General features: G+C 72.5%; 15 protein-coding genes. 12 read left to right on the plus strand and 3 right to left on the minus strand.

Annotation, left to right across the window (positions count from 1 at the left end; all coding sequences use genetic code 11):
• Positions 1-77: 77 nt before the first annotated feature.
• Positions 78-878 (minus strand): phosphatase PAP2 family protein, encoded by an 801-nt coding sequence (locus PPSIR1_RS43795; protein ID WP_006974066.1) that lies wholly within the window; start codon positions 876-878, stop codon positions 78-80.
• 116 nt (positions 879-994) lie between these two features.
• Between PPSIR1_RS43795 and PPSIR1_RS25495 the strand changes: the two genes are divergently transcribed.
• Positions 995-1,867 carry a leucine-rich repeat domain-containing protein gene (locus PPSIR1_RS25495; protein WP_157595970.1) on the plus strand — a complete coding sequence of 291 codons (873 nt, stop codon included), beginning with the start codon at positions 995-997 and terminating at the stop codon, positions 1,865-1,867.
• Between the two features lie 3 nt (positions 1,868-1,870).
• Here PPSIR1_RS25495 and PPSIR1_RS25500 read toward each other — a convergent pair whose 3' ends face one another.
• Entirely contained in the window at positions 1,871-3,610 is a 1,740-nt protein-coding gene (locus PPSIR1_RS25500; RefSeq protein ID WP_157595971.1) for a hypothetical protein, read from the minus strand.
• Between the two features lie 79 nt (positions 3,611-3,689).
• On the opposite strand from PPSIR1_RS25500, the gene PPSIR1_RS25505 reads away from it, so the two are divergent.
• The 5 genes from PPSIR1_RS25505 (at position 3,690) to PPSIR1_RS25525 (ending at position 8,068) form a co-directional block, all read left to right on the plus strand.
• Entirely contained in the window at positions 3,690-4,229 is a 540-nt protein-coding gene (locus PPSIR1_RS25505) for a hypothetical protein (protein WP_006974069.1), read from the plus strand.
• 3 nt (positions 4,230-4,232) lie between these two features.
• Positions 4,233-4,844 carry a hypothetical protein gene (locus PPSIR1_RS25510; RefSeq protein WP_006974070.1) on the plus strand — a complete coding sequence of 204 codons (612 nt, stop codon included), beginning with the start codon at positions 4,233-4,235 and terminating at the stop codon, positions 4,842-4,844.
• An 86-nt stretch (positions 4,845-4,930) separates the two neighbouring features.
• Positions 4,931-5,995, plus strand: coding sequence for a hypothetical protein (locus PPSIR1_RS25515; RefSeq protein WP_006974071.1), 1,065 nt, complete (start codon positions 4,931-4,933; stop codon positions 5,993-5,995).
• 88 nt (positions 5,996-6,083) lie between these two features.
• Positions 6,084-6,461, plus strand: coding sequence for an MBL fold metallo-hydrolase (locus tag PPSIR1_RS25520; protein ID WP_006974072.1), 378 nt, complete (start codon positions 6,084-6,086; stop codon positions 6,459-6,461).
• Positions 6,458-8,068, plus strand: a complete 1,611-nt coding sequence (locus tag PPSIR1_RS25525) for a TIGR02996 domain-containing protein (RefSeq protein WP_006974073.1) — start codon at positions 6,458-6,460, stop codon at positions 8,066-8,068. The genes PPSIR1_RS25520 and PPSIR1_RS25525 overlap by 4 nt, the downstream gene beginning before the upstream one ends.
• Positions 8,069-8,149: 81 nt before the next feature.
• Here the strand turns inward: PPSIR1_RS25525 and PPSIR1_RS25530 are convergent, their stop codons facing one another.
• Positions 8,150-8,926 (minus strand): ATP-grasp domain-containing protein, encoded by a 777-nt coding sequence (locus PPSIR1_RS25530; RefSeq protein ID WP_006974074.1) that lies wholly within the window; start codon positions 8,924-8,926, stop codon positions 8,150-8,152.
• Positions 8,927-9,010: 84 nt separating this feature from the next.
• On the opposite strand from PPSIR1_RS25530, the gene PPSIR1_RS25535 reads away from it, so the two are divergent.
• The 6 genes from PPSIR1_RS25535 (at position 9,011) to PPSIR1_RS25560 (ending at position 12,503) form a co-directional block, all read left to right on the plus strand.
• Complete coding sequence (locus PPSIR1_RS25535) at positions 9,011-9,625, plus strand: TetR/AcrR family transcriptional regulator (protein WP_006974075.1); 615 nt, start codon at positions 9,011-9,013, stop codon at positions 9,623-9,625.
• Entirely contained in the window at positions 9,622-10,194 is a 573-nt protein-coding gene (locus PPSIR1_RS43800) for a hypothetical protein (protein WP_006974076.1), read from the plus strand. Before PPSIR1_RS25535 ends, PPSIR1_RS43800 begins: the two co-directional genes overlap by 4 nt.
• A 5-nt stretch (positions 10,195-10,199) precedes the next feature.
• Positions 10,200-10,970, plus strand: a complete 771-nt coding sequence (locus tag PPSIR1_RS25545; RefSeq protein WP_045116739.1) for an SDR family NAD(P)-dependent oxidoreductase — start codon at positions 10,200-10,202, stop codon at positions 10,968-10,970.
• Positions 10,971-11,005: 35 nt separating this feature from the next.
• A complete protein-coding gene (locus tag PPSIR1_RS48255) occupies positions 11,006-11,422 on the plus strand; it encodes a hypothetical protein (RefSeq protein WP_006974078.1) in 417 nt (138 codons plus the stop codon).
• On the plus strand, positions 11,328-11,771 hold the full coding sequence (locus tag PPSIR1_RS46520; protein WP_006974079.1) for an ATP-grasp domain-containing protein: 444 nt from the start codon (positions 11,328-11,330) through the stop codon (positions 11,769-11,771). The genes PPSIR1_RS48255 and PPSIR1_RS46520 overlap by 95 nt, the downstream gene beginning before the upstream one ends.
• Before the next feature lie 144 nt (positions 11,772-11,915).
• The gene (locus PPSIR1_RS25560) at positions 11,916-12,503 is read left to right on the plus strand and encodes a TetR/AcrR family transcriptional regulator (protein WP_006974080.1); all 588 of its coding nucleotides are present in this window, start codon (positions 11,916-11,918) and stop codon (positions 12,501-12,503) included.
• Positions 12,504-12,524: the final 21 nt, after the last annotated feature.

Genomic DNA, 12,524 nt, shown 5'->3' on the forward strand with positions numbered 1-12,524 from the left:
ACCGATCAGTAGTCAGCGGGGCGCCGTTTCATCCTTGGTAGGCCGAAGCCTCGCTTCGGTGACGACTGATCTGAGCTTCAGTCGCGCTCGATCGGCCCGCCCAGGCGCTCGGCCAACCACACGATCACGGCCACCGACACGAGCCCCCAGACGAGCCCCGCCAGCGTCCCCAGGGTCACGTCCAGCGCCGTGTGCACCCGCAGCAGCGGCCGCGTGTAGACCACCGCCAACGCCCACGCCGGGCTCCCCCACACGAACACCGCGCGGCGCCAGCCCTGCGCCCACGCCAGCGCCAGCCCGGCCATCATCGCCGCGAAGGTCACCGCCGCCGTCGCGTGGCCCGAGGGCATGGAGTAGCCCGTCTCGTGAACCCAGTGCTCGCGCACGGCCTTCGTCAGCGCCGGGGTGCGCAGGTCGTCGAGTTCGCCAGCCAAAAAGTCGCGCCGCGCCTGCTTGTCGCCGAGGGCGTAGAAGTCCGCGGGCGTGTCGATGGCAGCCCCCAGCTCTCCCGCCTCGACCAGCGCGACGATGTTGGGGCGCGGCGCGGCCAGGGCCGGCTTGACCACGTGCTCGTTGAGCAGGGCGTTGCCGGCCAGGGTCACCCCCATGACCACCAAGATGGCCCCGGCCTCGACCGCCCGCCGACGCGCGCTCAAGCCCGGGCGCGAAGCCAGCACCGCGACCGCGAGCACGCACAAAGGCGGGAGGACGGTCCACGTCGCCATGTCCGAGACGCGCAGGACGACGAGCGCAAGGCCGCCGTCGAGGGCGATGGGCTCCGCCGGGAGCAGGAAGCTCAGCGCCGCGCCGACGAGCATGCTCGAGGCGATGAGGCCCCAGGTCTTGCGCGCGTCGGACCCGTCTGCGGACTCGACCATGGACGCGCCAGGCTATCATCGCCCAGACTCGCGGGGCGAGGTTGCTGGAGATGTCGAGAGCGAAATTTGAAAAGACCGTGAAGGGCAAAGCTTCCCAGGCAGGCTGGAAGCGGATCGTGAAGTTCATCAAGGGGCTCGAGGGCGAGGAGCGAGCCGAGGCCCTGGCGTTCGCGCAGGAACCCGTGCGCAGCTGGAGCCCTGGCGTGCGCCGCCTGGAGCTGAAGAGCAAGGAGCTCCCCCACCCTTGCTGGCCGCTCCTCGGTTCGGTGGCGATCCGCGGGCGCTACGACGAAGCACGCTTCGAGCTCCCCGCCGACTCCGCCCACATCCGGGAGCTCTCGCTCCTGGGCTTCGACGGCCTCGAGGCGCTCGACGGCCTCGAGCACTTCACCGGGCTGACCCACCTCTCGCTGTCCGGAGCCCTTCCCCGGGTCGACGCGCTCGCCAAGCTCACGGCCCTCGAGGAGCTCAGCCTCGAGGGCCTCTACAACCTGGACGACCTCCGCGCGCTGTCCGGCCTGTCGAAGCTCCGCACCCTCTCGCTCGCGCGCAAGGCCAAGGACCTGACGCCCCTCGCGGGGCTCGCCACGCTGCGCGAGCTGAGCCTCACGTGGCGCGAGGGAGCGCTCGAAGACAGCCTCGGGCTCAGCCAGCTCACCGGGCTGACCCACCTGTGGCTCCGCCGCAGCGCGGAGCTCACCACGCTCGACGCCCTCGAGCCCCTCGTCGAGCTCGAGCTGCTTCAGCTCTCGGGCTGCGAGCAGCTCGCGGACATCCGCGCGCTGGCGAAGCTGCCGAAGCTCCAGGTCCTCGACCTGGGCCAGTGCACCTCGCTGGTCGACCTCTCGCCGTTGCTCGCGTGCCCTGCCTTGAACAACCTCGTCCTCGAAGGGGCGGAGGCCGTGGCCGTGCCCCCCGAAGTTGGGCGGATGTACGGCGACGCGCTGACCGCCTACCTGGACGTGCTCCGCGACGCCGCGAGCTCCTGAAGCTCACTCCTTCGGCGCCGTCGGATCCTCGGCGATCAAGCCCGCCACCTGCAAGCGCGTGGGCCCCTCGCCCGGCGGGTAGCCGGGCTCCCCCAACAGCTCGACGATCGGCGACATCCCATGGAAGGGGCGCAGCTGCGCGAGCAGGCGCTCGCAGTCCCGGGCTGCAGGGACGAAGTACTGGTACTGCGTCGCCCGATCCACGCAGTAGACGTAGGCATCGGCCGCCTGCTCGACCAAGGGGACGCTGACGTCCTGGAGGGCCTCGCAGTAGCTCTCGACCTGGTCCCGGCTTCGCAGCCCCCGCGGCACGGCCGCGCCGGCAAGCTGCTCACCGAAAGAGAGCGAGACCATCCCCGAGCGATGCGCGGCCGTCAGGGTCCACTCGAGGCTGCGCGTCGACCGGACCTCGGCGTAGGCCTCGCGCAGCTCCCCGCCGCGGCGCAGCTTGTCCTCCAAGAAGCGGCCGAGCTCGCGCTGTGACTCGTCGCGGCGGCGCACGGCCGCGCGGTAGGCCTCCCGGTCCGCCTTCGAGACTCCGTCCCCCTCAGGGCGCGCGGGGGCGTGAAAGTCGAGCGCCGAGGGCATCGCCATGGCGAGGTAGTCCTCCAGCGCCGCGTCGGCCCGGTAGACCAGCGCCATGGCCCAGGCGTCGGCGAAGGCCTGGGCGCGGCGCGGGTCCTCGGCGGGGATCTCGATCTTCCGCCCGCCCTGCCGGACCAGCTTCAGGATCTTGGTGAAGCGCGTCTGCGCCCGCTCGGCCAGGCGAGCCTTGCGTTTGTGCCGGGTGTACACGCCCAGCGACGCGTCGCCGCAGCGCTTGGGCCGACGCCAAGTCGACTCGGCCAGCGCCGCCGTGGCTGGCGGCGACCAGTCGCGCCGCCGAGTCTTCCCCGCGGCGCGGGCCTCGACGCGCGCCTGGGCCTCCTCGAGCGCCCGCGCGCTCGGGTGCGGCGCCTTCCGGCGAAGGGTCACGCACAGATCGAGGAGCAGCGGCTCCGAGCACGAGCTCCGCCAGTCGATCTGCGCGATGACGGCCTCGGCGTGCACGCGCCGATCCAAGCCTCCCTTGCTGCCGTAGACCTCGAGATACTTCTCGGCGTACGCGCGTCGCTTGCGATCGGACTCGAGCTGCGCCTGCCAGGACCACACCATCGCCGCCGCGCGCTTGGGATCCTTGCGTTTGTACAGCCGCACCCACGCGTCGAGGTTGGCCTTGGCGGCCTCCTCGTCGCCGAGCCCGAGGCGGAACAGGTAGGCGTTGTTGAGGGCGGGCGCGGCCGCGAGGTCCTTGGGAAACTCGGCGGCGCCCTGCTCGTAGAGCGCCGCCGAGTCCTCGAACTTCGCCACGGCCTGCATGATCTCGGCCAGGTAGAACAGGGTGTCGCGGCGATAGTCGCTGGTCGGGAAGCGCTCGAGCATGCGCTCGCGCAGCTCGACCTCCCGCGCGTGGAGCCCCGCCGCGCCGGCGCACTCGGCCGCGTTCCACAGCAGCATGTCAGCCCGATCGCTGTCGGGGTAGGCCTCGTAGAGCGCCACGTGGGCCTCGGCGCAGCGCTCGAAGCCCTCTGGGTCGCCCCCCTCCTCGCCGAGGGAGTGGCGCCTCCCCGCTTCGCGGTGGCCCCAGGCCTCGCGTAGCGCCTCCTGCGTCGGCCCCTCCGCGCTCGAGGGCTCCTGAGCTCTGGCCTCGCCCGGGCGCAACGACGCGACGACGCCCAAACAAAGCCCCAGGACGACCCCCACTCGCGCGACCCTCGACACCCCTCCACCATGGGGCAAAGCGCCGGTCCACGCAATCGCCGCGCCATGTTAGATCGTCGCCATGCGTGTCCGAGCGCCCCACGACGGCCCCGCGTGGCGCCCCGGCTTTTGCCCGCCGGCCCCGCCCCAGGGCGACGCGCTGTGGCTGACTCCCCTCGCCCCCCACCTCGCCGAGCTCGACCTCGCCGCGTTCACGAGCTGCCGCGCTCGCCTGGCCGCGGAGCTCGACTGGAACGGCTGGCCGCCGGAGGGCTTTGGCCTCGACGACAACCGCCGCGATCTGGCCGAGCACTACCGCGAGTACGAGCGCCGCGAGGCCTACGCCTACTCCCTGCTCCGCGCCCGGCGATGCATCGGCTGCGTCTACGTCGAGCCGTGGACCACGGGGGCGCAGCTCGCCTTTTGGGTCATCGACGAGGCCCTGCCCGAGACCGCCGCCCTCCTCGGGGCCGTGCTCGACTGGCTCGCGACCTGGCCGTTCGAGGCCGTCGTCGTCCCCTTGCGTCCCTGGAACGAGCGCGACCAGGCGACCCTCACCGCCCTCGGGCTCGCGCCCTGCGAAGGCCCCGAAGGCCACCGCAGCTTCGTCAGTAGGAGCTGAAGCATGTCCGACGCCGACGACGATCCCCTGGCCGACTTCAACGCCGCCGCGCGTCGACGCAAGCGCCTCGCCCTCGCAGGCCTCGCGGCCCTCGGCGCCGCGCTCCTCGGCCTGCGCACCTGGTGGGTCGCCACCGCCCTCCCTGGCCTCGAGGACGAAGCCGTCGACGCGGCCACGCAGGCCATGGACGGCCTCCACACCGTCCCCGACGATCAGCGCGCCGCCCTGGCCGCCCTGGCCTTCGCCGAGCTCGAGGAAGAGCGCCTGCCCCTGCCCATGCTCGAGGCCTTCCGGGCCGTCGCCGCCGTCGCCCCCAGCCAGGTCAGCCTCGTCGCCCTCGAGCCCTTCGCCCACGACGCCGACTCCCTCGCGGCCTGGTCCGTGGTCTGCGACGCCGGCCCCGAGGCCATCACCACCTACGTGGCCAACGGCGACATCGACCAGCTGTTCGCCGACTGCTCCCTCGGCCGCTGGAGCCTCATCGACGGGCACGCGGCGCGGCGCGTCAGCGGCGGGCGCCTCGTCCTCGCCCACGCGGCGTGGGGCTGGCTCGTCGACCATCACTCCGAGACCGAGCTCGAGCGCCGGATCTTGCGGGTGTTCGTGCAGGGCTGAGTCGCGCGCCTCGTAATCCCGCCGTAATGTGGATCCTCTCCGTACGTGGGGAGGCTTCCCGCGCCGCGCCGCGCCACACTCCCGGGGTGCCCCGTCTTTCCAAGCGGACTGCCCGCGCCAGCCTGTGCCTCTCCCTGATCCTCGCCGCTGCCGGCTGCGACTCGGACGCGGCCCCCACAGCCTCGGAGAACGCGTCCGCTCCGAAGCCCGAGGCCAGCAAGACCCAAGAGAGCAAGACCCAAGAGAGCAAGGCCGAGCCCGCCCCGCCTCGGGACACGCGCCCCATCGCCGAGCAGCTCAACGCGCTGACCGAGGGCAAGCACCACGAGGATCTCGAGCTCGACAACAGCGCGCGCCTGGCCCTGCTCGAGCGCGGACTCGAGAGCTTCCTGGCGGCGCGGCCGGGCCTCGACCCCGACGACGCGGCCACCCAGCGCGCGGCCATCGACGCCTTCATCGAGTGGGCCGACCCCCTCGTCGGGCGCCTGGACCTCGACGCCATCGAGGGCACGAGCGCGACCAGCCTCGAGTACGCCATGGGCTACGAGCACGACCTCTCGGCCGCGGAGCGCGAGCGCCTCGACGCGCTCTCGGCCCTCGGCGTGGGCTTTTACGAGGGCGACGAGATGATCACCGCGGCCACCCTCGACTACGCGGGCCTGCGCGAGCACCTCAGCCCCGCGCTCTCGCCCCAGGGCCAGGCCTACCTCGAGCTCCGGGGCTACGCCGAGGACCTCACCGGCCGGCCCAGCCCGGCGTGGGTGCGCCTGCGCGAGGGCGCGACCGTCGACGGGCCGGCCCAGCTCGCCAAGTGGACCGCCCTCGCCGAGGGCCCCTCGGGCGAGGTCTGGGGCGACCAAGAGCGCAGCCGCGCGGTGCTCTCGACCTACCTCGAGCGCTGCGCGACCATCGAGCACACCTACTTCCTCGAGTGCACCGTGGAGCCCGAGCTGCGCGCCTCCTACGAGGCCTTCATCGCCGCGCACTCGGGCACCCCCGAGGCCGCCGCCGTCGAGACCTTCCTCGCCGGCGCCAAGGCGCGGGGCTTCCACATCACCAAGGAGCGGGCCTTCTACGGCCTGCTCGACAAGGCGATGGCCGAAGCCGAGCGTTGGGCGCCTGCGGTGAAACCCGACGCGGGCGGCGATTGAGCTTCGGCGCAGCGGAGGCTACAAGGCCTCATGGCCGGGGAGCTCATCGAGGTCGCTCCGAACCTGCGCGTGTTCGTGCGGGGGCTGGTTGCACGGCAACGTCGTGATGATCACCCGCGGCGCGCAGGCCCCGGTGCTCATCGACACCGGCTACTGCACCGGGATCGCCGAGCTCATCGAGGCCTTCGAGGCCGCGACGGGCCAGCCCATCGCGGCGCTGCGCGACATCCTGCTCACCCACGTGCACAGCGATCACGCGGGCGGATGCGCCGAGCTCCAGCGGCGCTACGGATGCCGCGTGCACGCCAGCGCCGTGTGCCGCAGCTTGATCGAAGCTTGGGACGAACGTCACCTGAAGGAACTGGCGTTCCCCTCGCAGGGCTCGAGCGGCACCAGCTCTTGTCCGTTCGAGACGGACGCCTGTCCCCCGGCCAGGCCATCCGCTCGGAGTCGTAGCCCGGCATGAACGGGGAGATGGACGGGGCGCTCACCGCCAAGCTGACCGAGGCCGAGCGGCTCCTGCGTGCGCGCCGGGGCGACGCGGCCCTCGGGGCTCTGCTCGCGGCCTGGGCCGAGCTCCGGGCGCCCGAGCTCGCGGCGCAGATCGAGGCCCTGTCCGACGCCCTCGCGGCCCAGCGACCCCGAACCCTGGGCGCGCTCCGGCCCGGCGAACGTCACCAGCGATGGCTCGAGCAGGCCGCCGAGGCCGACCCCGTCGCCCTCCCCGAGCTCCTCGAGCACCTCACCGACGACAACGCCGTCCGCTCTCGAGAGCGCGTCCTCGCCCTCGCCGCGCGCCGCCCCGACCCGCGCATCGCCGCGCGGGTGCTCGACTGCATCGAGCGGCCGCCCTACACCTCCGCCGGCAAGTTCTGGACCCAGGTCCACCGCCTGCTCCCGCGCCACGCCGACCCGCGGGTCATCCGGCGACTCGAGCGAGCGACCGTCGCCCTGGACACGAGCATGGGCGAGCGACTCGAGCGCATGCGCGAGCGCAGCATCCTGCGCGTGCGCGAGGCTCTGGCGCCTCTCGCTACCCGGCCAGGCGAAGCCCAGACCAAGCAGCTCGCGCGCGTCGCCGAAGCCGTCGAGGCCCTCGCCGCCGCGAGCCTCGACGCCGAGGCCCAAGCCCGCGCGCTCCTCGACGCCGTCCATGCCAACCCCGGCGCGCTCGAGCACCGCCAGATCTACGCGGACTGGCTGCTGTCCCGCGGCGACCCCCGGGGCGAGTTCATCGCCCTGCAGCTCGCCGAGATCCACGGCCGCGCGACCCGGACCCACAAAGCCCGCGCCAACGCCTTGCTCCGCGAGCACGGCAGCGCGTGGATCGGCACGCTCGGCCCGGCGCTGGTCCAGCGCGACCGCGCGTTCCGAGGCGGCTTCCTGCACGCCGCCCGGGTCACGAGCAAGGCCTTCGAGCTCGAGGCCATCGCCGACGATCCCACCTGGTCGACGGTCGAGGTGCTCCTCAACCCGCCCCTGGCCCTGCTCGAGCGCGCCCCCTTGCCCGCCCTGCGCGAGCTCGGCCTCGACGCCTTCCTCGCCCCGCAGCTGTTCGCCACGCGCCGCCGCGGTCGACCGCGCTGGCCCGGCGTCGAGACCCTCCGCCTCGAGCTCCAGGACAGCTGGCGCAACCTCGCCCTCGACCGCGACGGCAACCTGTCCGCCGCCTTCCTCGTCGGCCTGGCTCGCTGCCTCCCCCTCCCCAAGCTCGAGCACCTGCGCCTGCGCTCGGAGCTCGACCTCCCCACCCCGCAGGTCCGCTCGATGCTCGCCGGCCCCCTGGGCCAGCGCCTGCGCAGCCTCGAGCTGGTCCTCGCCAACACCGACGCCGACGCCCTCCCCGGCCTCGTCAGCGTGCTCGAGCGCTCCTGCCCCGCGCTCGAGCGCGCCTTCTTGTCCCCCCGCCCCGGCAAGCGCGAGGGCCTGACCCTGCGCCGCGCGGCCAGGGAGTGGACCGCCCTGGAGCTCGACTTGCCGAGCGACGGCATGCACGGCCCCAGCCGGGCGCTGCGTCGCGTCGCCCGAGACCTCGCGGCGACCCGAGGCCTCGAGCTCGTCGAGCGCCGGTGAGTCGTGGACGTGGGGCAGGGAGGGCGTGGCGTCGTCCACGACGGCAATGGCGTCGTCCACGACGGCAAAGTAGACAGAGGCTCACGCGCGCTCGCTGACCGCGGCGACGATCGCCGAGAGCTCCGCGGCGTAAAAGCCCGAGCTGTTGAAGCCGTTGAACTCGACCACGTAGAGCCCCGAGCCCGAGCGCGCGATGTCGACGACCACCACCGGCGCAGGCGAGCCGCGAGCGAGCAAGGCCTCGGTGAACGCGACGACCTCCCCGGGCAGATCGGGCGAGACCTCGAGGCGCTGGTAGCTGCGGTAGTGGCTGCCCGCGACGACGCGACCGTCGACGACGAAGGTCCGCCACTCGTCGCTCAAGCCGACGGGCTCGGCGAGCATCAGCTTGGTGTCCGGGTCCATGGACGCGTCTTCCAGGGCGAGGACCCGCCGCGCCCAGGCGACCAGGGCCGCCCCCGAGTCGACCTGGCCCGCGATGAGCTTGGAGTCCGCGCTCGGCCGGCAAAAGCGAAGGGCCTCGGAGTTCGCCAGCTCCGCGTCCGCGGCGAGCTCCTCGAGGCTCAAAAAGCGCGCGTCCACGTTGAGCATGTGGGCGCCGTAGCGCTCGATCCAGCTCGCGTAGTCGTCGTCGAGGGCCCAGGCTCCCGGTCGCCAGCGTCCGTCGCGGACCACGGAGTCGATCAAGCTCGAGCTGCCGTAGAACACCGTCGCCTCGTCGGTGTCGAGCTCGGGCGCCGCGTCGGAGAAGGGTGGGCGCACGATCGGCGCGACCGCGTGGCCCTGGGCGCGACACACCGCCGCGAGGGCTTCGGCGTCGGAGCGGCTGCCGAGGTTGGTCTGGATGGCCCAGCGCACGGGCGAAACGCTAGCAGCGCCGCAGCGCTCGTCACGGAGACCTTGACAGCTCACTCATAATAAATGAACATTCATTCATAATCTGTGAAATCCGCTCCCAAATCCCGAACTGAGGCCAACAAGGCCGACAAACACGCCCGCATCCTGGACGCGGCGACCGCCCTGTTCGCGGAGCGCGGCTACGCGGGCACGGCCGTTCCGCCGGTCGCCGAGCGAGCCCGGGTGGCCGCCGGCACCATCTACCGCTTCTTCGACAACAAGGAAGCGCTGGTCAACGCGGTGTTCCGCCGCGCCAAGCAGGCCCTGGGCGAGGCGCTGTTCGAGGGGCTCGACCTCGAGCAAGCCCCGCGCCCGCTGTTCGACGAGTTCTGGGCCCGGCTCTACCGCTTCGCCCGCGAGCAGCCCGAGGCCTTCCGCTTCCTCGAGCTCCAAGACCACCACCGCTACCTCGACGAGACCAGCCGCCACCTCGAGCGCACCGTGCTCGCGCCGGTCGCGGTGATGGTCCTCCAGCTCCGAGAGCTCGGCGTGTTCGAGCCCGCCCTGCCCGTCGACGTCGCCATGGCCTTCATCTGGGGAGGCTTCGTCGGCGTCATGAAGGCCGAGCGGGACGGGCACCTCGAGGTCGATCAACGTGCCGTCGACGCGGCGCGAGACATGGCGTGGCGAAGCTGCGCCCGCGTACAGGAGAGCCCATGAACACCGCCCAAGCCACCGTCGAGTCCCCTCCCCGTCATTCGCCCGTCGCTTCGGGCCCGCTGGATCAGCTCGCCCGACACGACGGCGCGCGCCTCGAGTCCATGTACCGGGCCGGGGCCGTGCCCGAGTCCCTCGCCGTCCTCGATGGCAACCCCGCCGGCCGCATGCTGGCGGTGCGTGGCCTCGAGCGCGGCCTCACCCGCGGCCCGCTCCGCTCCCTCGCCGCGGCCCCCTTCTTCCCCTGGGGCGGCAAGAGCTTCTCGAGCGCCGGTCCGGCGGCGACCCAGGGCCGCGGCATCAACCGCGTCCACCTCGGCGGCCGCCACCTGCTCTTCCCCTTCGAGACCCGGGTCGAGGCCTCGGCCATCGACGGCGAGCCCACCGTCGTCCTCGACTACGACCTGGGCGACAACCCCCGGCTGATCGCCCGCATCCACGACGAGATCCGCGAGGTCGAGCCGGGCCTCTACCTGGGCCCGGCGATGTGGAAGTCCGGGCCCGCCCGCGTGCTCGTGCTGTGGTTCGCCCTCGACACCCGGGCCCAGGCGCCCTCGATCGGGTGGGGCTGAAGCCCATGGCCGAGCACGTGCTGATCACCGGCGGGGCCGGGGCGATCGGGGCCGCGACCGCCCGCGAGTGGCTGAGGCGTCGGGGCGCGGACCGGATCACCCTCGTCGACCTCGACGGCGAGCGGGCAGAGCAGATCGCCGCCTCGCTGCGGGGCGACGCGGCCGCGCGCCAGTGGGACCTCGCCGAGCTCTCGACCCTCGCCGACGCGTGGTCCGCCCTCGTCGACGCCCGCGGCCCCGTCGACGCGCTGATCAACTGCGCGGGCTTCATGGAGGTCTGCTCCTTCGCCGCGACCCCCTGGGCCCTCGGCCGCCGCCTGCTCGAGGTCGACCTGCTCGCGCCCTTGCGGCTGATGGAGCTCGCGCTGCCCGGCATGATCGAGCGCAGGCGGGGCACCGTCGTCAACATCGCGAGCATGGCCGGCGTCACGCCGCTGCGCGGCTGTGCCTACTACGGCGCCGCCAAGGCGGGGCTGGCCATGGCCTCGGAGATCACCCGCATGGAGCTCGGCGATGGCCCGGTCCGGGTCGTGACCGTCTACCCCGGGCCGGTGCGCTCCGAGCTCGAGTCGCGGGCGCGCGGGCAGATGCGAGACGGCCTGCTGACCCGCTACATCCCCACCGGCACACCCAAGGGCCTGGCCCGGGGGATCCTCGATCGCGTCGAGGGCGGGCGGCCGCGCCTGGCCTACCCCTGGCCCTACGACGTGGCCGAGCGCGCGCGCGACCTCAGCCGGCGGGTCACCATGCGGATCAGCCCCGCACCTCGACGCTAGCCAGGCGGCCCCCGACGGCCTGTTAGGCTGGCGCCGTGACCCTCTCGGGCAAGGTCCTGCTCGTCCCCGAGCGCCGCGACTCCGAGCGAGACGCCGTCGCCGAGCACTGGCGATCCGCCGGCGGCCGAGTCGTCCGCCTGGGCCGCTTTTGGGACCCGCCCCCGCTCCCCGAGGCAGGCCTGCGCCCCTACGGCAACGACACCTTTTGCCTGGTCCTCGCCCAAAAGCTCGATCTTCGCGAGCTGTCTCCGCCGGACGACCTGCTCGTCCACCTCGACGCCGCGGTCCTCGGTCGCCGCGTCGCCCTGACGACCCCGCGACGCGCTCGACGAGCTCCCCGCCGGCTTTGTCAGGCCCGTGTTCGCCAAGTCGGCCGCGCCCAAGCTGTTCACGGCCGGCGTGTACGCGAGCGCCAGCGTCGTCCGCGAAGTCGCGCGGGACCTGCCCGGTGACACCGGCGTGCTGCTGTCGACGGTCGTCGACATCGACGCGGAGGTCCGGAGCTTCGTCCTCGACGATCGCGTGCTCTCGGCCGCCGCCTACGAGGGCGAGCTCGGGCCCGGCGAGCTCGAGGCGGCCATCGCCCTCGCCGAGCGCATCGCCGCCCATCCCTTGGTACCGCGAAGCTGCGTCCTCGACCTCGGTCGGGTGCGCGAAGGACCCGAGCGCAGCGCCCGATGGGTCCTGGTCGAGGCGAACGCGGCGTGGGGCGCGGGGCTCAACGGATGCACCCCCGAGGCGGCCGCGCGGTGCATCGAGGCCGCCTGGTTGGACGAGGAAGAGTTTCGAACACGTCGATAAACCATTGATTTAAATGGACAATTACAAAGTAAGTGAGTGCTCAAAAATAAACCTTGCAGACCTTTGGGGTTGCGGTAAGTAATCAAGCACAAACTAACTGGGGACCCCGTCCCCGCCCCCGCCGCCTCCGTGCGAGCTCGTCCCATGCGCCCGCGAACCTTCACCGACCAAGACCTGCTCGACACCGCACGAGCCCTGTTCTTGGAGCACGGTCCCAAGCTCTCGACGTCGCGCATCGCCGAGGCCCTCGGCGTATCCCAGGCCGCCCTGTTCAAGCGCTTCTCGACCAAGCAGGAGCTGATGATCCGCGCCTTGATGCCCCAGGGCGCGCCGCCGTGGATCGAGCGCATCAACGCCGGGCCCGACGCGCGCCCGGTGCCCGAGCAGCTGCTGCAGATCATCCGCGAGATCGAACAGTTCTTCGGCCGCATGATGCCGGCCATCGCCGTGCTCCGGGCCTCGGGCATCACCCCCGAGTCCATGCTCGAGCACTTCCCCGGCGAGCCCCTGCCCTGCCGCGTGCACGCCACCATGACCCGCTTCTTCGCAACCTTGCACGAGCAAGGCCGCGCGAAGATCGCGAGCCCGGAGGCCGCCGCGATGGCCTTCATGGGCGCCATGCACAGCCGCCACAACCTGCAACACATCCTTGGCGATCGCGCGCCGGAGGTCGGCGACGACTACCCCGAGCGCACGGTCGAGCTGTTTTGGTCGGGCATGAAACCCGGCTGAGTCCTGGCGGCCGCGCGCCGC

The sequence above is a fragment of the Plesiocystis pacifica SIR-1 genome, assembly GCF_000170895.1.
GTDB classification, from domain to species: domain Bacteria; phylum Myxococcota_A; class Polyangia; order Nannocystales; family Nannocystaceae; genus Plesiocystis; species Plesiocystis pacifica.

Excerpts from the sequence above, each read along its gene's own strand:
- PPSIR1_RS25510 (WP_006974070.1), top strand. The coding sequence starts at position 4,233 with ATGTCCGACGCCGACGACGATCCCCTGGCCGACTTCAACGCCGCCGCG.
- PPSIR1_RS25545 (WP_045116739.1), top strand. The coding sequence starts at position 10,200 with ATGGCCGAGCACGTGCTGATCACCGGCGGGGCCGGGGCGATCGGGGCC.
- PPSIR1_RS43795 (WP_006974066.1), bottom strand. The coding sequence starts at position 878 with ATGGTCGAGTCCGCAGACGGGTCCGACGCGCGCAAGACCTGGGGCCTC.
- PPSIR1_RS43800 (WP_006974076.1), top strand. The coding sequence starts at position 9,622 with ATGAACACCGCCCAAGCCACCGTCGAGTCCCCTCCCCGTCATTCGCCC.
- PPSIR1_RS25525 (WP_006974073.1), top strand. The coding sequence starts at position 6,458 with ATGAACGGGGAGATGGACGGGGCGCTCACCGCCAAGCTGACCGAGGCC.
- PPSIR1_RS25560 (WP_006974080.1), top strand. The coding sequence starts at position 11,916 with ATGCGCCCGCGAACCTTCACCGACCAAGACCTGCTCGACACCGCACGA.
- PPSIR1_RS25505 (WP_006974069.1), top strand. The coding sequence starts at position 3,690 with ATGCGTGTCCGAGCGCCCCACGACGGCCCCGCGTGGCGCCCCGGCTTT.